The sequence below is a fragment of the Bradyrhizobium sp. SYSU BS000235 genome (assembly GCF_049747295.1).
Taxonomy (GTDB): Bacteria; Pseudomonadota; Alphaproteobacteria; order Rhizobiales; family Xanthobacteraceae; genus Afipia.
This window is the reverse complement of sequence record NZ_JBMHJM010000001.1, coordinates 2,395,341-2,412,049: the sequence shown is the minus strand read 5'-3', so window position 1 is coordinate 2,412,049 and position 16,709 is coordinate 2,395,341. Positions and strand designations below refer to the sequence as shown.

The 16,709-nt window shown below is 61.9% G+C and carries 14 protein-coding genes; 10 read left to right on the top strand and 4 right to left on the bottom strand.

The genetic code is table 11. The features are described from left to right. Position 1: 1 nt before the first annotated feature. A complete protein-coding gene (locus tag ACP0KA_RS11230) occupies positions 2 to 1,225 on the bottom strand; it encodes a hypothetical protein (RefSeq protein ID WP_424628865.1) in 1,224 nt (407 codons plus the stop codon). Positions 1,226 to 1,272: 47 nt separating this feature from the next. Then, positions 1,273 to 2,019, bottom strand: a complete 747-nt coding sequence (locus ACP0KA_RS11225) for a uroporphyrinogen-III synthase (RefSeq protein ID WP_424628864.1) — start codon at positions 2,017 to 2,019, stop codon at positions 1,273 to 1,275. Positions 2,020 to 2,238: 219 nt separating this feature from the next. Here ACP0KA_RS11225 and tsaD point away from each other — a divergent pair, with 219 nt between their 5' ends. The 7 genes from tsaD (at position 2,239) to ACP0KA_RS11190 (ending at position 9,637) form a co-directional block, all read left to right on the top strand. Next, positions 2,239 to 3,330, top strand: a complete 1,092-nt coding sequence (tsaD, locus tag ACP0KA_RS11220) for a tRNA (adenosine(37)-N6)-threonylcarbamoyltransferase complex transferase subunit TsaD (protein WP_424628863.1) — start codon at positions 2,239 to 2,241, stop codon at positions 3,328 to 3,330. 14 nt (positions 3,331 to 3,344) lie between these two features. Beyond that, positions 3,345 to 4,325 (top strand): NAD(P)H-dependent glycerol-3-phosphate dehydrogenase, encoded by a 981-nt coding sequence (locus ACP0KA_RS11215; protein ID WP_424628862.1) that lies wholly within the window; start codon positions 3,345 to 3,347, stop codon positions 4,323 to 4,325. 13 nt (positions 4,326 to 4,338) lie between these two features. Further along, positions 4,339 to 4,752, top strand: a complete 414-nt coding sequence (locus ACP0KA_RS11210) for an EVE domain-containing protein (protein ID WP_424628861.1) — start codon at positions 4,339 to 4,341, stop codon at positions 4,750 to 4,752. Positions 4,753 to 4,785: 33 nt separating this feature from the next. Further along, positions 4,786 to 5,460 (top strand): class I SAM-dependent methyltransferase, encoded by a 675-nt coding sequence (locus ACP0KA_RS11205; protein ID WP_424628860.1) that lies wholly within the window; start codon positions 4,786 to 4,788, stop codon positions 5,458 to 5,460. Positions 5,461 to 5,617: 157 nt separating this feature from the next. Beyond that, positions 5,618 to 7,570, top strand: coding sequence for an acetate--CoA ligase (acs, locus tag ACP0KA_RS11200; RefSeq protein WP_424628859.1), 1,953 nt, complete (start codon positions 5,618 to 5,620; stop codon positions 7,568 to 7,570). A gap of 188 nt (positions 7,571 to 7,758) precedes the next feature. After that, positions 7,759 to 8,874 (top strand): Kelch repeat-containing protein, encoded by a 1,116-nt coding sequence (locus tag ACP0KA_RS11195; protein ID WP_424628858.1) that lies wholly within the window; start codon positions 7,759 to 7,761, stop codon positions 8,872 to 8,874. Between the two features lie 253 nt (positions 8,875 to 9,127). After that, a complete protein-coding gene (locus ACP0KA_RS11190) occupies positions 9,128 to 9,637 on the top strand; it encodes a L,D-transpeptidase (protein WP_424628857.1) in 510 nt (169 codons plus the stop codon). A gap of 69 nt (positions 9,638 to 9,706) precedes the next feature. Here ACP0KA_RS11190 and ACP0KA_RS11185 read toward each other — a convergent pair whose 3' ends face one another. Further along, positions 9,707 to 9,904 carry a DUF1674 domain-containing protein gene (locus tag ACP0KA_RS11185; RefSeq protein WP_424628856.1) on the bottom strand — a complete coding sequence of 66 codons (198 nt, stop codon included), beginning with the start codon at positions 9,902 to 9,904 and terminating at the stop codon, positions 9,707 to 9,709. 293 nt (positions 9,905 to 10,197) lie between these two features. Between ACP0KA_RS11185 and ACP0KA_RS11180 the strand changes: the two genes are divergently transcribed. The 3 genes from ACP0KA_RS11180 (at position 10,198) to purH (ending at position 15,236) form a co-directional block, all read left to right on the top strand. After that, entirely contained in the window at positions 10,198 to 11,547 is a 1,350-nt protein-coding gene (locus ACP0KA_RS11180) for an RsmB/NOP family class I SAM-dependent RNA methyltransferase (protein WP_424628855.1), read from the top strand. Positions 11,548 to 11,794: 247 nt separating this feature from the next. Beyond that, positions 11,795 to 13,546, top strand: a complete 1,752-nt coding sequence (locus ACP0KA_RS11175) for a heparinase II/III family protein (protein WP_424628854.1) — start codon at positions 11,795 to 11,797, stop codon at positions 13,544 to 13,546. Between the two features lie 97 nt (positions 13,547 to 13,643). Then, complete coding sequence (gene purH / locus ACP0KA_RS11170; protein ID WP_424628853.1) at positions 13,644 to 15,236, top strand: bifunctional phosphoribosylaminoimidazolecarboxamide formyltransferase/IMP cyclohydrolase; 1,593 nt, start codon at positions 13,644 to 13,646, stop codon at positions 15,234 to 15,236. 23 nt (positions 15,237 to 15,259) lie between these two features. On the opposite strand, the gene ACP0KA_RS11165 is transcribed toward purH, so the two are convergent. After that, positions 15,260 to 16,651, bottom strand: a complete 1,392-nt coding sequence (locus ACP0KA_RS11165; RefSeq protein WP_424628852.1) for an MFS transporter — start codon at positions 16,649 to 16,651, stop codon at positions 15,260 to 15,262. Positions 16,652 to 16,709: the final 58 nt, after the last annotated feature.

Sequence of the window (16,709 nt, the reverse complement as noted above, 5' to 3'; positions counted from 1 at the left end):
CCTATCGCGCCGGGGCTGAAAGCGCTGTCATTGTGTCTGAGGCAAATTGCCGGGACGCCGCGAGCGCGGCATCGCGCGCGTCGACCTTCTCGATCCATGATTGAACAGGAGTTCGATCAGCCGCCGGGATCTCCATCAAAGCGCGCTTCGCAGCGTCGAGATCGGAATGCCCGGCCGCCGCAGCGACACGCGCGATCACCGCGCCGTTGCCGCCCGCAGCGACATCCGTCCTCTCAATGCGCACCAACTTTGCCGCACTTTGTCGCAAACGATCGAACATCCCCGTGGGAGCTGCAGCAGTTTCCGGTTTAGGTGCGAGCTTCGGCAACAAGGGTTCAAGTTCCCGCAGCAAGACGCGTGACGATGGCACGCCCGTCGCGGCAAACGCCTCCAGAGGTTTCAACGTGTTGGCATTACTTGCCAAGGACTTCGCTGCAGTGAGCGCCGCAGCATACGGCTCGCCCTGACGGACCAGTGAATCAAGCAAGGTCGCCGCAGCCACGCGGCGCAGCGCAGGATCCTCTGTTGGCGGCTGCGGCGCAGGAGCATTCGCGACTGCTGACAGCGCAACGGTTGCCTGCTCGACTTTGTCGAGCCGTTGTTCGATCGTCGACACATCGGCTGCTGGTGCAGCGCTATCGCGTGGCGCGGATTTGAGATCATCGAGCGCAGCGACCGCCTTGTCGCTTTGGCCGCGAGCCGCAGCGATATCGCTCTTCAATGAGGCAATCGACTTTTCCAACCCATCGATACGCGCCATGACAGCAGCATCAACGGAAGAGGAGGCCGTCGTTGCGGCGTTCGACTCGACCTTTGCAACACGTGCACCGAGCGCAGCAATGTCCGCCCGGGCCGATGCATCGTTGGTGGCGACCGGTGGAGAGACGACAGGCTGAGTTGCTGTATTTTGCCACCCTGCGATGTAGGCCGCACCAAGCACGAGCCCCGCAGCAAATGCGCCGGTTGCGGCAGAGGTCAGCAACGTCACCAGCAGCAGGCGAGAGCGCGTCGAGAATTTTCGCGGCGACGGCTTGTTATTGGCGTCGCCATCTTCCGGCGCCGCTTGCTCGGATTGATCACCATCCGGTGCAGCCGCGCTTGCTTCATCGGCGGGCCGAGGACTTTCAGAAACATCGGCGGCGGTTAATTCGATGGTCGGCGGCGGTCGCTTGCGCGAACCTCCCGCAGGCGGCGCACCTGCCTCGTCTGGCTTGTTGTCATCCATCGAACTTTACTCCTGTCGCCGAAACCTATCAGATTCGACGCGATATCTTACCGCAACGATGGTTGTATTGTCCTGTTGAGGGTCTCGATAACGGCGTCTTCATCGGGCGTACGCGCCACAATGACTTGCGCGGCCCCTGCCTCGCGCAGCACCGCAGCAACGGCATCGGAGATGCAACATTGCGGCAAAGCCAAGGCGGAAATCTCAACGCCGTCGATTCGAGCCGCATCGACAAATGCCCGCGCGGTTCGACGGGAATAATGCAGCACCGCATCGATCCCGCCCGAAGCGAAAGCACTACTCACCTCCGGCGACAGATCCTCTACTGCAGCCATGCGATAGACCGTATGGGTGGTCACCACGAAACCATGCGCGCTCAGGTCACCGGACAGATCGCGCGCCCGATCCGCGCCCGCAAAATAGCAGAGGGCAGCGCCGTTCTTTTTTATTTTCCCCGCGACAGCCGTCTCGACGATAAGTTCGTTGAGCGCCTCAGCATCACCCTTCGCACTGATGACGTTACGAAATCCCGCCCGCCGCGCCGCTTCAGCCGTCTGCTCGCCCACTGTAAATGTTGGCAGGTCCACGAGGCGCTCCATTGCCGGGTGATGAACAAGGGCGCGAACCGCATTGGCGCTGGTCAGAATGATACCGTCATAGGCGAGACCGTCATCCTGGAATGCCAGGGCTTCAAAACGAAGCATCGGCGACAACAGCGCCCGATATCCTCGCGCAAGCAAGGCTGCCGCCGTCCTCTGATTGTCAGGCGCGGGGCGTGTCACGAGAACGGCCATGCATGACTCCAGCAAGAAATGCGTTTCACCAAATGCTGGGCTCCAGCAAGCTCACGCAAGGATGGCTTGCGTGACGATTTCACGTTATGAACCCCAAGGACCATTTAAAGATCATGAACGGCTTATGATCCCTTGGAACGATGCCAGGCTGACGGTAGCCGCGAAAGCTCTGGCAAGACGAGGGAAACGCCGGTTTGATCGCGAAGGCAAGGACTGAAATTGACAAACGGCAAACCCACACTGGTGCTGGGGATCGAAACCACCTGCGATGAAACCGCGGCCGCGGTGGTGGAACGCCGTGGCGACGGCAGCGGCAGAATTCTGTCGAATGTGGTGCGCTCACAGATCGAGGAACATGCGCCGTTTGGCGGCGTGGTCCCCGAAATCGCCGCACGCGCTCATGTCGATATGCTCGATGGCATCATCCGCACCGCCATGGAAGACGCCGGCACGCGATTCGACGCGCTCACAGGTGTTGCCGCTGCCGCGGGTCCCGGTCTGATCGGTGGCGTGATTGTCGGCCTCACCACGGCAAAAGCCATTGCACTGGTCCACGGCACGCCGCTGATTGCCGTCAATCATCTAGAAGCGCATGCGCTGACGCCGCGGCTGACGGTTCCCCTGCCGTTCCCTTATTGTTTGTTCCTGGCTTCAGGCGGTCACACCCAGATCGTCGCCGTGCTGGGTGTCGGACAATACGTCCGCCTCGGCACCACGCTCGATGACGCCATCGGCGAGGCTTTCGACAAGGTCGCGAAAATGCTCGACCTGCCCTATCCGGGTGGACCTCATGTCGAAAAGCTTGCCGCGTATGGTGACCCCGCGCGCTTTCCGTTCCCGCGCCCGATGGTCGGCCGGCCCGACGCAAATTTTTCGCTGTCCGGCTTGAAGACGGCCGTGCGCAACGAAGCCGCACGGTTCGATTCGATCGAGCCGCAGGATATCGCCGACCTTTGCGCGAGCTTTCAGGCGGCCGTGCTTGATCTCACGGCGGATCGTATCCGTGTTGGCCTCAGATTATTTCAGGATCAATTCGGCCCGCCGAGCGCACTTGTCGCGGCGGGTGGTGTCGCCGCCAACATCGCGATCCGCGGTGCCTTGCAGGCGATCGCGGACAGAGCGCAGACTACATTGGTTGTGCCGCCGCCCGCACTCTGCACCGATAATGGCGCCATGATCGCGTGGGCGGGCGCGGAACGGCTCGCGCTTGGTCTACTCGACGACATGGACACCGCGCCGCGGGCGCGCTGGCGGCTGGACGAAAACACGCAAACGCCGGCGAAATTCACCAACACCCGCGCGCGGCACTGATCACCGGGATCGCCATGCCTTCTTATCAAAACATTTCGGTGATCGGCGCTGGCGCCTGGGGCACAGCGCTGGCGAACGCTGCGGCCCGCGCCGGACGCAACGTCACGCTTTACGCACGTGATCCTGCTGCAACCGAGGCAATTTCACGCACGCGGGAAAATCCACGGCTCCCGAATATCCGGCTCACCGCATCCGTTACGGTGACGAGCGATCTGAAGCAAGCCGCCGGGGCCGATGCGCTCTTGCTCGTCACACCGGCGCAGAGCTTGCGTGAAGCCGCGACATCGCTCGCGCCTTATCTTGCGAAAGACATTCCGGCCATTGTTTGTGCCAAAGGCATCGAACGCGGCACGCATCAATTCATGACGGAGATCATTGCGAAGGTTTTGCCGCAGGCTGTCCCAGCAATCCTGTCCGGGCCGAGTTTTGACGTCGATGTCGCGCGCGGGCTGCCGACCGCCGTCACGCTCGCTGCCAGCGATGAAACCATTGCCACCGCGCTCGTGCACGCGCTCGGCTCCGATACGTTTCGCCCCTACCACAGCACGGATGTGCGCGGCGTCGAGATCGGCGGCGCCGCGAAGAATGTGCTGGCGATTGCAGCCGGCATCGTGGTGGGCAAACAACTCGGCGCCTCGGCGCAGGCGGCACTGACGACGCGCGGGTTTGCTGAATTGGTGCGCCTGGGACGTGCTTGCGGCGCTCGGCCCGAGACGATTTCGGGGCTCTCGGGATTGGGCGACCTGCTTCTGTCCTGCTCGAGCCCGCAATCGCGCAATTTTTCCTACGGCATCGCGCTTGGGCGTGGTGAGGCTCCGCCGCGCGGCAAGCTGGCTGAAGGTGAGTTCACCGCGCCGGTGCTTGTTGAACTGGCGCGCCAGAAGAATGTCGAGATGCCGATCGCCAGCGCCGTGGCGGCGGTGCTGAGTGGCGCACTGACGATCAACGAAGCAATCGAGATGCTGCTGACACGGCCGTTCAAGGCTGAAGGATAAGGACGACAGAGTGATGGCATATTGGCTGGTGAAATCCGAACCTTCGGTCTGGTCGTGGGATCAGCAGGTCGCGAAGGGCAAGAAGGGCGAAGCCTGGACCGGCGTGCGCAATCACACCGCAAAGCTGAACATGATGAAGATGAAGAAAGGCGATCGCGCCTTCTTCTATCATTCCAACGAAGGCAAGGAGATCGTCGGCATCGTGGAGATCGTCCGCGAGCATTATCCCGATCCGACCGACGAGACAGGTAAGTTCGTCTGCGTCGACATCGCCGCCGACAAGCCGCTGAAGACCCCTGTTACGCTTGTCGCCGCCAAGGCCGAGACGAAGCTTGCGGAGATGGAGTTGCTCAAGCTCTCACGTTTGTCGGTCCAGAGCGTCAAGCCGGAAGAATGGAAGCTTGTCTGCAAGATGGGCGGGCTTTAATCAGCATCAACTAAAGCACCGTCGAGGCGCATTGTGGAGCACAGCAAACCGCTCTCCCACACCATCACCGACAAAGACGCATTTATCCGCGCCAACACTCGGCTTCGGCCTGTCCCGCTGACTCCTGAAATTTTGCTCTACGTGGCGGATGAAGCCGTGCCGCTGTGGCACAAGACGGAGGAAGAAATCGGTGAGGCTGGACTGCCGCCACCGTTCTGGGCATTCGCCTGGGCCGGCGGCCAGGCGCTCGCCAGGCATATTCTGGATCATCCGGCGATCGTTCAAGGCAAGATCGTCCTCGACCTCGCCAGCGGATCGGGCCTCGTCGGCATTGCTGCCATGAAAGCTGGCGCCGCGGCGGTGACCGTTGCGGATATCGATGCCTTCGCGGGCGCAGCAGCGAAGCTCAATGCTGCACATAACCACGTTTACATATCCGTCACGGAAGAGGACCTGCTTCTCGGAGAAAGCCTCCAGTCCTGGGATATCATCCTTGCGGGTGATATTTTCTACGAGCGCGACACCGCGCAGCGCGCATTCGATTTTTTGCAGCGGCACGCAGCAAACGGCGCTACGGTGCTGATCGGCGATCCGGGACGCAGTTACCTGCCCCGCGACAAATTGCGCCGTATTGCCGACTACAGTGTGCCGGTGACCCGAGACCTCGAGGATGCTGATATCAAGAAAACTGCGGTGTGGACGCTGTGAAGGCGACGCTTCAAGTCTGTATCCCTTTGGACAGGCCCATGGCCTGACCAAAGTGCTATATTTGGCGCCTTGTCGCTTGACCCGGTGACAGCATAATAGAGCGAAATAGAAGTTGATGGATTGTGGGCGTTCACGCGCCCGGCGTTGGGAGGAAATCATGTCCGATAAAACTTATGACGTGTCCGCGGAATGGGCGAAGCGCGCCTATATCGATGACGCCAAATATCGCGAGATGTATGCACGCTCGATCAAGGACCCGACAGCCTTCTGGGCTGAGGAAGCGGCAAAGCGCGTTCACTGGATTCATCCCTTCAGCAAAGTCGACAATGTTTCTTTCGAACCCGGCAATATCTCCATCAAGTGGTTCGAAGATGGCGTGTTGAACGCGGCCTATAACTGCATCGATCGCCACCTGGAAAATCGCGGCGATCAGGTCGCGATCATCTGGGAAGGCGACGATCCGTCCGAGTCGAAAAAGATCACCTATCGCGAGCTGCACGACGAAGTGTGCAAGATGGCGAACATCCTGCGCCTGCGGAATGTCGCCAAGGGCGATCGCGTCACCATCTACATGCCGATGATTCCGGAAGCCGCGTACGCGATGCTCGCCTGCGCACGCATCGGCGCGATCCATTCGGTCGTGTTCGGCGGCTTCTCTCCCGACAGTCTCGCGCAGCGCATTGTCGACTGCAAATCGAAGGTCGTCATCACCGCCGACGAGGGTCTGCGTGGCGGCAAGAAGGTTCCGCTCAAGGCCAATGTGGATGCGGCCATTGCCAAGGTCGGCGACGTCGACCACGTGATCGTCGTGCGCCGCACCGGCGGCAAGGTCGACATGAATCCGGTTCGCGACGTCTGGTATCACGAAGCCGCCGACATGGTGACCACCGATTGTCCCGTGGAGCACATGAACGCGGAAGATCCATTGTTCATTCTCTACACGTCGGGCTCGACCGGTCAGCCGAAAGGCGTGCTCCACACCACCGGCGGCTACCTGGTGTTTGCGTCGATGACACACCAATACGTGTTCGACTACCACGAGGGCGATGTCTACTGGTGCACCGCCGACGTCGGCTGGGTCACCGGCCATAGCTACATTCTTTACGGACCCCTCGCCAACGGCGCGACCACGCTGATGTTTGAAGGCGTGCCGAACTATCCGGACAATTCGCGGTTCTGGCAGGTCATCGACAAGCACAAGGTCAACACGTTCTACACCGCACCCACCGCGATCCGCGCACTGATGCAGGCGGGTGACGATCCGGTGAAGAAGACATCACGCGCAAGTCTTCGGCTGCTGGGCTCGGTGGGCGAGCCGATCAATCCGGAAGCGTGGGAATGGTATTATCGCGTGGTGGGTGACAACCGCTGCCCGATTGTCGACACGTGGTGGCAGACCGAGACCGGCGGCATTCTGATCACGCCGCTGCCGGGCGCAACGAAGCTCAAACCCGGCTCGGCGACACGGCCGTTCTTCGGCGTCGTTCCCGAGATCGTGGATGCCGACGGCAAGGTTCTCGAAGGCGAAACCCAGGGCAATCTCTGTCTGGCACGTTCATGGCCGGGACAGATGCGGACGGTCTACGGCGATCATGCCCGCTTTGAGCAGACCTACTTCTCCACCTACAAGGGCAAGTACTTCACCGGCGACGGCTGCCGCCGCGATGCCGACGGCTACTACTGGATCACCGGTCGCGTTGACGACGTGATCAACGTCTCCGGTCACCGCATGGGCACCGCTGAAGTTGAAAGCTCGCTGGTGGCGCATGAATGCGTGTCCGAGGCCGCCGTTGTCGGCTATCCGCACGACATCAAGGGTCAGGGCATCTACGCCTATGTGACGCTTATGAAGGGTGTCGAGCCCACCGAAACCCTGCGCAAGGAATTGGTGGCGTGGGTGCGCAAGGACATCGGCCCGATCGCATCACCCGATCTGATCCAGTTTGCACCGGGCCTGCCGAAGACGCGCTCCGGCAAGATCATGCGCCGCATCCTGCGCAAGATCGCGGAAGATGATCCGTCAAGTCTCGGCGATACCTCGACCCTTGCGGACCCTGCAGTGGTCGATGACCTCGTTCACAATCGGCAGAACAAGAAAGCCAACGCTTAAAGCGTCCTGGATGACCGATAACTGGATTGCGTCGTGGCCGGGCTTGTCCCGGCCATTTACGTTTGAGCTGAGATCAATTGAAGCCGGCGAGACAGATCGCCGATGCGGCAATTTTCGCCGGGTGCGCGGGCACTCCCGTCACATGCGGTTGTGATACTATCAAATTGTAAAGGCCTCGGAGCAGAGCCATGGATCGCAGAACGTTCGTTGCCGGCGCAGCGCTTGCATTTGCCGCCACCTCTGTCCGCGCACAGCATCAGCACACCCCGCTGCCGCAGGCGGCACCCTCAGCCGACCCCTTTGCTAACTTGAGAAGCGGAGCACCGCACCACATCACCCCGGACGAACAAGCCCAGCGCGTCACTGACAGCCCCGCGCCGCAAGGTCCGCCGGGAAAATGGATCACCCGCGCGGCGCTTCCGCTTCCCCGCAGCGAGATGGCATGGGCCACCGCGTGGGCCGGCCGCATCCACATCGTCGGCGGCTATGGTGAAGGGCGGGTCGATCGCGCCTATCATCACATTTACGACCCGTCCGCGGATCAGTGGCTCAATGGCGCCCCATTGCCGCGTGGCGCAAACCATGTCGCGGTGGCGGCCGACCATGGCCGCGTATACGCGCTCGGCGGCTTCATCGAACAGAACCGTAATCCCGATCACAATGCTTACGCCTACGATGTCGCCGGCAACCGATGGGACAAGATTGCTCCCCTACCCCGGCCGCGCGGCGCCGGCGCAGCCGTCGTGCTCAATGGCCGCATTCATCTGATCGGCGGCGCATCGGAGCCCACCATGGAGCGCGCCAGTGTCGGTTGGCACGAAGTCTATGATCCGCAGGCCGACAAGTGGACCACGCTCAAGGCGCTACCGGGAGCGCGGGACCATGTCGGCTGCGTCGCCTATAACGGCGTGATCCACATCGTCGGCGGCCGCTTCAACACCTTCGAGTACAACACCGACCTGCATCACGTGTATCTGCTCGACCGCGACACCTGGGAAACCCGCACTCCACTGCCGACCACGCGCTCCGGTCACGGGCTCGTGGTCTATCGCGACAGGCTGTTTGCCATGGGCGGCGAAGCCGGGATCGTCCGCAACGGTCAGATCACCCAGGGCAAGGTGTTCGGGCAAATGGAAAGCTACGACCCTTCAAAAGACACATGGCAGAGTCATGCGCCGATGCTGACGCCGCGTCATGCCGTCGGCGCGGCCGCGATCGGCGACTGGATCTATGTCGCGGGGGGTGGGGCCGTGACCGGCGGCTCGGTGCAGTCCGCCGTGCATGAGGCGTTCACGCTCACCTGACCAAGCCCGCCAAGGCGGGTTCACGCAAATGTCAGCACCCGAGCCTGCGTTTAAAGGCATTTGCAGGTGGGTGTTGTTTCCCGGTCATTTACTTTGCCCGTGTAATTTTCTCTGTATGCCCGCGCCCGGCGCCGCCTTGCGCGCGCTGGGGAAGCCGGCCTGTTGAATCTCTTCCTCCACAGTGGCGGCTCAGGAAATTCAGTGACGGTTCCGTTCATCCCTCCGGGATGTGCGAAACGCATCGGAGGCTGGAATGTTGCGTCAATTCACGGTGGCGATGGTGGCCACCATGGCGATCGGTTTGATGGGCACGGCTGCACAGGCGCGGCCCGATGTTGTGGCGTCACCTGCTGGCTATGCGCCGGGCACCATTGTCGTGAAGACGAAAGAACGTCGTTTGTACTACGTCATCGGCGACGGACACGCGGTGCGGTATCCGGTCGGCGTCGGCAAGCCCGGAAAGCAATGGGCCGGAACCACGCGCATTGACGGCAAATACCGCCAGCCGGCCTGGTCGCCGCCCGCCGATGTGAAGCGCGATAATCCGAGCATTCCGGACGTGATTGCCGGCGGCACACCCGCAAATCCGATGGGCGTTGCCGCCATGACGCTCGCCGGCGGCGAGTACGCAATCCACGGCACCAACCGTCCGAATTCAGTCGGCGGCTATGTCTCCTATGGATGCGTTCGCATGTACAACGAGGACATCAGCGACTTGTTTGAACGCGTCTCTGTCGGCACGCCGGTGGTGATGACCCGTTGATTTTTAAGATCTTGGATTTTTAAGATCTTGCCTTGAACGACGAAGGCCACCCTCGGGCGGCTTTTTGCTTCAGAAATCAGAAGCGATCCCCTTGGTCTCCCAGTCCCCAAATCGCGTCGGTTCCGGCCCCTTGGGACCCTGGATTTCCTTCGGTGCCGGCGGCGCTTTTTCCTGAGCGGCTTTCTGTCTCCGCTCCTCGGCCTCCGCCAACGCCCGCTGAGCGGCCGGCGGCAACGGCTTGCGTGGATGGGCTGACTGGTCGTTCATCGTTACATCCTGTTGTCGCTTGTCTGACACCTGAGAGCTAGACACGCAGAACAGCCAATCAAGGCCGGGTCAACCCCGTGGAAAGCATGCAACTTATCGAAAATGCAAGACACTTCGGGACGTTACAAAACGGCCAAAACTTTTATGCATAAGAGCGTTTCAGCGGTGACCTTTCTGATACGAGTCGCTTGCTGCAAATCAGGATTCTTACATTTGGCATATTCCCGTGCCACCACATGGTTCTCGTTGCGGCGTCCGTCGCGATCTTTCCACCCAAAGACTGTTTTCCGCACATGAAGCCTTCAAGATTCGCTCCGCCGACCGAGGCGCCCGGCCTCGCAGCGCGCCGGATCGCGGCCGACATTCTTGATGGCGTGTTGCACAAGCGGCGCATGCTCGACGATCAGCTCGACGGCGCCGGCGCGCATCCCGGACTGAAGACGCTGTCGGACCGCGACCGCGCCCTGATGCGCCGGCTGGTGGCGACAATCCTGCGGCGGCTCGGCACCCTTGGCCATATCCTCTCACGGTTGCTTGACCGCGGCATCCCCACGGACGCCCCGCGTGCGCAAAGCGCGTTGCTGATCGGCGCCGCGCAAATTCTTTGGATGGATGTACCCGATCATGCCGCGGTCGATCTCTCGGTGCGACTGGTGCAGGCGGATCGACGCGCAGCGAAGTATGCCGGTCTCGTCAACGCCGTGCTGCGGCGGTGCGCCCGTGAAGGGCAACCGCTGATCGACGAGGTCAAATCGGAAATGCTCGACCTGCCGCCGTGGCTGGTCGCCCGGTGGATCAAGGCCTATGGCGAAGACACCGCGCGCGCGATGGCGGCCGCCATCAGCGTGGAACCGGCCCTCGACCTTACGGTGAAATCCGATCCCGCCGGGTGGGCCACGCGTTTGCATGGCGAGGAACTTGCAACCGGAACGGTACGAACCTTGCTGCATGGGTCTGTGACCATGCTGCCCGGATTTGATGAAGGTCAATGGTGGGTTCAGGACGCCGCCGCCGCTCTTCCGGCGCGCCTGTTCGGCGACGTTGCGGGCAAAGCCATCGCCGATCTTTGCGCCGCCCCCGGCGGCAAAACCGCGCAGCTCATACACGCCGGAGCGACGGTGACCGCTGTCGACCGCTCGCCGAACCGCGTTGCCCGCTTGAAGGACAACCTTTCGCGCCTCGGGCTCGATGCGAAAACAGTCGTTGCAGACGCAACCGAATGGCAGAGCGAGCAGACAGGACTGTTTGACGGCATTCTGATTGACGCGCCCTGCGCCGCCACCGGGACCATCCGGCGCCATCCTGACGTCGCATGGCTGAAACAGGAAACCGACATCGGCGCTCTCTCAGCGTTGCAGAAGCGGCTTCTGCAAAAAGCTGTCACGCTGCTGAAACCCAATGGGACGCTGGTTTACTGCACCTGTTCGCTGGAACCCGAAGAAGGTGAGCAGGCCATTGCCTCTCTCCTTGCGACAGAATCGGGCGTTCGACGTCTGCCTGTCACATCGGGCGAAGTCGGCGGCCTCGATGAAATTCTCACCCCTGATGGGGATATCCGGACGCTGCCGTCGCATCTGCCGCACAGCGACCCCCGTCTCGGCGGTCTCGACGGCTTCTTCGCGGCACGCCTGGTGAAATCCTGACGGCTGCCGCCCTCCCGAAGTGATTCGCTGCACATCCGGAACGATTCCCCCTGTTGATGGCGCGTCAATGGGGTGCCTTCGAGTCCATTCCGGACTACAACGATTCGGAGAGATTCTCGAACAATCGCAATGCTCAACCGAGTGGGCAGATTTCGGGTATGATGCTCCCGCGAAGGGAATCAACCACGATTATTGATTTGGGGGATGGGCCACTCCGGCTCATCGTGGTCTAGGGCAAACAGCGCACGTGTCGGTCGCTCAACGAAGACGGATTTCATCCCTGGTACTCGGCCGTGCGGCACGCAAAGTGCTGGCCAGCGCCAGTGGAAAATCTGTCGCGTTGTCACGCTTCTGGCCCGGCCGGACCGACCGGCTGCTGATTGCACCCAATGATCTGCGCACCGTGGATGCGACGCGCGCATCCGAGATTTACGCCGGACGTTTTGTCTTCGCCGGAAAGATTGTCTCGTCCCATGGACGTTCGATCTTCGATCTCGACCCGCCGTCGGAAGACTGGGACGCGAACCTGCTCGGTTTTGGCTGGCTGCGCCATTTGCGCGCCGCCGATACCGCAATCACGCGCGCCAATGCGCGATCGTTGATCGATGACTGGATCTCGAAGCCGATCCGCAGGCGTGGCATCGGCTGGCGCCCGGACGTCGTCGCGCGCCGCGTGATTTCACTGCTGTCTCAGGCGCCGCTGGTTTTGAACGATGCCGACAGCCGGTTCTATCGCCGGTTCCTGCGCAACCTGACGCGCGAAATCCGCTATCTGCGCTACACGATGCTCGACATTGCAGACGGCGTGCCGCGCCTGCAGGTGTTGATCGCACTGTGTTACGCATCACTGTGCCTCGCCAATCAGGGCAAGCAGATCCGTACGGCATCACGCCGGTTGTCCGACGAACTGCAAAAGCAGATCCTGCCGGACGGCGGGCACATTTCGCGCAATCCCGGCGCGCTGATTGAATTGCTGCCTGACCTGTTGCCTCTGCGCCAGACATTTGCCGCGCGCAACATGGCGCCGCCCTCGGCGCTTCTCAATGCCATCGACCGCATGATGCCGATGCTGAGGTTCTTCCGGCATGGCGACGGCAGCTTCGCGCTGTTCAACGGCATGAGCAGCGCGCCGTCAGGGCTGCTCGCAACCCTCCTGGCCTATGACGACACCCACGGCATCCCGATGGCCAGCATGCCGCACAGCGGCTTTCAGCGTCTCGAGGCCGGCGCGACGGCCCTCATCATGGATACGGGCGCACCGCCCCCGGCAGCCGTGAGCCGCGATGCGCACGCAGGGTGCCTTTCGTTCGAGCTCTCGTCGGGGCCGAGCCGCATCGTGGTCAACTGCGGCATCCCGGCGACCGGACGCGACAACTGGCGGGCTTTCTCGCGCAGCACCGCGGCACACTCAACGTTGACCTATCACGACACGTCGTCATGCCAATTCGTCAAACTGCCCGCAATGAAGCGGATGCTGGAAGGTGCGCCGATCGTCGGCGGGCCGGCGACCGTCGGCGCGTTTCGCGAAGCAACCAATAGCGGCGTGCTGCTCACCACATCCCACGATGGCTACGCGCGACAATTCGGTGTGGTCCATCAGCGCGTGCTGATGCTGTCTGAAGACGGCACGCGACTCGACGGCGAGGATACCCTGCTCAACGCCTCAAATTCATCGCGCGGGCGCGCCGACGATTATGTTGTGCGCTTTCATTTGCATCCATCCGTGAAAGCAAATCGCTTGAGCGATGCCCGCGGCGTCATTCTGGTGCTGCCCAACCGCGACGTCTGGACGTTTGAGGCTCTCGACGACAAGGTCGAGCTTGAGGACAGCGTGTTTCTGGCCGGCTCCGACGGTCCCCGCCGGACCACCCAGATCGTGATCCGCCAGAGCCGAAAGGACGCGCCCAGCATTCGCTGGAACTTCGTTCGTTCGTCCAGCTCGGCCGCCACCACGACCGCGCGCCGCGACGCCCGGCGGGAGCCGGAATTGCCGCTCTGATCTGCCAGATTCTGGTTGTTTCAGGCGCTATAGATGGTTTTGCCGGGCCGAAAACCGTGCTACCCGGCGGGCATCCACCGAACCAGGATTTTTCCCTATGGCTGACCATCCGCGTCGCGTCACGCGCGCCCTGCTTTCCGTTTCCGATAAATCCGGACTGATCGACTTCGCCCGCGCCCTCTCGCAGCACGGCATTGAGCTCGTCTCGACAGGCGGCACATCGAAGGCCATCGCCGATGCCGGGCTGAAGGTACGGGACGTGTCGGAATTGACCGGCTTTCCGGAGATGATGGACGGGCGGGTCAAGACACTGCACCCCAACGTCCATGGTGGCCTGCTTGCGATTCGCGATAATCCTGACCACGCGAAGGCCATGAAAGACCACGGCATCGGACCGATCGATCTTCTGGTGGTCAACCTCTATCCCTTCGAAGCGACGGTGGACAAAGGCGCCGGCGAAGACGACTGCATCGAGAACATCGATATCGGTGGCCCGGCCATGATCCGCGCAGCAGCCAAGAACCATGGCGATGTCGCCGTCGTCGTCGAAGCTTCCGACTATCAGGCTGTGCTCGATGAACTGGCAGCGAATAACGGCGCCACCACGCTGACGTTGCGCAAACGCCTCGCGGCCAAGGCTTATGCCCGCACCGCGGCCTATGACGCAGCCATCTCCAACTGGTTCGCCAAGCAACTGAAGATCGAGGCGCCGGATTTCCGCGCCGTCGGCGGACGTCTGATCCAGGCGCTGCGCTACGGCGAAAATCCCCACCAGAGTGCCTCGTTCTACAAAACCCCCGAGCGCCGGCCCGGCGTCGCGACCGCGCGCCAGCTCCAGGGCAAGGAGTTGTCCTACAACAACATCAACGATACCGACGCGGCGTATGAGTGCATCGCCGAGTTCGATGCCAAGCGCACCGCTGCCTGCGTCATCGTCAAGCATGCAAATCCCTGCGGCGTCGCCGAGGGTGCAGATCTCGCCAGCGCTTATCGGAAGGCGCTGGCCTGCGATTCAACATCCGCTTACGGCGGCATCATCGCATTCAATCGAACCCTCGATGCCGACGCCGCGAATGCCGTGGCCGGGATCTTCACTGAAGTGATCATCGCGCCCGACGCCACGGACGAAGCCATCGCCATCATCGGCAAGCGAAAAAATTTGCGCCTGCTGCTCGCAGGTGGCCTCCCCGACCCGCGTGCTGTCGGATTGACGGCAAAGACCGTCGCCGGCGGATTGCTGGTGCAGTCCCGCGACAACGCCGTCGTCGATGACATGGCGCTGAAGGTCGTGACCAAACGCGCGCCGTCTGAAGCCGAACTGCAGGATTTGCGCTTCGCGTTCCGCGTCGCCAAGCACGTCAAGTCGAACACCATCGTGTATGCGAAAGATCTTGCCACCGTCGGCATCGGCGCCGGCCAGATGAGCCGTGTCGATTCTGCCCGCATTGCTGCGCGCAAGGCGGAAGATGCGGCAAAGGAATTGGGCCTCGCGGCACCGATGACCAAGGGATCGGTCGTCGCCTCAGACGCTTTCTTCCCGTTCGCCGACGGATTGCTGGTGGCGATCGAAGCCGGTGCAACGGCCGTGATTCAGCCGGGCGGCTCCATGCGCGACAACGAAGTGATCGCCGCCGCCGATGAGCACGGCATCGCCATGGTGCTGACGGGCACGCGCCACTTCAAGCACTAAACCCCGCGCAGGCATGGTCCTGCTTAAGCGCGCACGCGCGACAGCAGGATCAAGCCCGCGGAGAAGAAAACGACCAATGCGGCCATGCCGGCTTTCTGGCTGGCGGTCACAGCGGTCACAATACTGACGGCCAGCGGCGCCATGAACGACGTAACTTTGCCGGACAGCGCAAACAAGCCGAAGTACTGGGTGATGCGGTCCGGTGGTGCGAGACGGATGAGCAGCGTACGCGATGCCGCCTGCAACGGGCCCGCTGCCATGCCGATCAGGACGCCAAGGGCGAGGTAGGCCTTTTCCGCAGGCGCCGCGAACATGCCGCCTCCGGGCACCGGAGGCGCCACCTTGATCACAAAGAACAACGTATCGCGATCAATCGACAGGATCGCGATGATCGCGCACAGCAGGATCAGCATACTGCCTGCAATGACTTTCTTCGGCCCGAGGTAATCATCGAGCTTGCCGCCGAGCCACGCCCCAAGCGTGCCGGAAAATGCCAGCAGAATTCCGAACGTGCCGATCTGGATGGTCTGCCAGCCGAACGTGCCGGCCGCGTAAATGCCGCCGAAGGCAAACAGCGCCACCAACGCGTCGGTGTAGACCATGTTAGCGATCAGGAATGTCAGCATCACCGGCTTGCTTGGCAGCGTCGCCAATGTCTCGCGCAATTCGCGCAGGCCCTCGCGCACCGCGCCCAGCGCGGGCTTTTTGGCAGCGCGATCCGGTGTAAACAAAAACATCGGAAGGACAAAGATCGCGAACCACAGTCCGGTGAGCGGACCGGTAATGCGATCGCCTTCATGCATCACCGGGTCCAGACCAAACAGCGGCTTGAAGCCGAACAACGTGCGGCCGGTGTCCGAACTGGCTGCAAGAAAGCCGAGAACGAGAATGAGGCTGAGAATGCCGCCGATGTAGCCGGTGGCCCAACCGGTGCCTGAGAGGCGCCCAATACGTTCCGGGGGCACCAGCGTCGGCATCATCGCGTTGTTGAAGACGGTGGCGAACTCGACACCGATCGTCGCGATTCCGAATGCGATCAGCAAAGGAATGATGATGTCGGGGTCATTCGGCTTTCCGATCCACATGATCGACGACCCGATCACCAGCAAACTACCGAACACGGCGATCCACGGCTTGCGCCGCCCACCGGCATCCGCGATGGCGCCGAGCACCGGTGACATGACGGCAATGACAAGCCCCGCCGCGGCTGTCGCAAATCCCCACATCGCCTGCCCGGCTGCCGGCGTATTCGCCACATGCGTCGCGAAATAGGGCGCGAACACGAACGTCGTAATCAGACTGAAATAGGGTTGCGCCGCCCAGTCGAACAAAATCCAGCCGACAACCGCGGACCGAGGGGGATATTCACGCGGCGGATGGCCCGCATGACTGTCATGCCCCGAAATGGTTGTCATTGAAGCCCCTGCCATGTCTCGAACGTGATGTCTCTTTCCGCCGCGCGACCATATAGTG

Bases quoted from the DNA above. Each gene is read 5' to 3' on its own strand.
- ACP0KA_RS11185 (WP_424628856.1), bottom strand. From the start codon at position 9,904: ATGAACGACCAGTCAGCCCATCCACGCAAGCCGTTGCCGCCGGCCGCT.
- ACP0KA_RS11210 (WP_424628861.1), top strand. From the start codon at position 4,339: ATGGCATATTGGCTGGTGAAATCCGAACCTTCGGTCTGGTCGTGGGAT.
- ACP0KA_RS11190 (WP_424628857.1), top strand. From the start codon at position 9,128: ATGTTGCGTCAATTCACGGTGGCGATGGTGGCCACCATGGCGATCGGT.
- ACP0KA_RS11230 (WP_424628865.1), bottom strand. From the start codon at position 1,225: ATGGATGACAACAAGCCAGACGAGGCAGGTGCGCCGCCTGCGGGAGGT.
- ACP0KA_RS11215 (WP_424628862.1), top strand. From the start codon at position 3,345: ATGCCTTCTTATCAAAACATTTCGGTGATCGGCGCTGGCGCCTGGGGC.
- ACP0KA_RS11180 (WP_424628855.1), top strand. From the start codon at position 10,198: ATGAAGCCTTCAAGATTCGCTCCGCCGACCGAGGCGCCCGGCCTCGCA.
- ACP0KA_RS11165 (WP_424628852.1), bottom strand. From the start codon at position 16,651: ATGACAACCATTTCGGGGCATGACAGTCATGCGGGCCATCCGCCGCGT.
- ACP0KA_RS11225 (WP_424628864.1), bottom strand. From the start codon at position 2,019: ATGGCCGTTCTCGTGACACGCCCCGCGCCTGACAATCAGAGGACGGCG.
- purH (WP_424628853.1), top strand. From the start codon at position 13,644: ATGGCTGACCATCCGCGTCGCGTCACGCGCGCCCTGCTTTCCGTTTCC.
- ACP0KA_RS11195 (WP_424628858.1), top strand. From the start codon at position 7,759: ATGGATCGCAGAACGTTCGTTGCCGGCGCAGCGCTTGCATTTGCCGCC.
- acs (WP_424628859.1), top strand. From the start codon at position 5,618: ATGTCCGATAAAACTTATGACGTGTCCGCGGAATGGGCGAAGCGCGCC.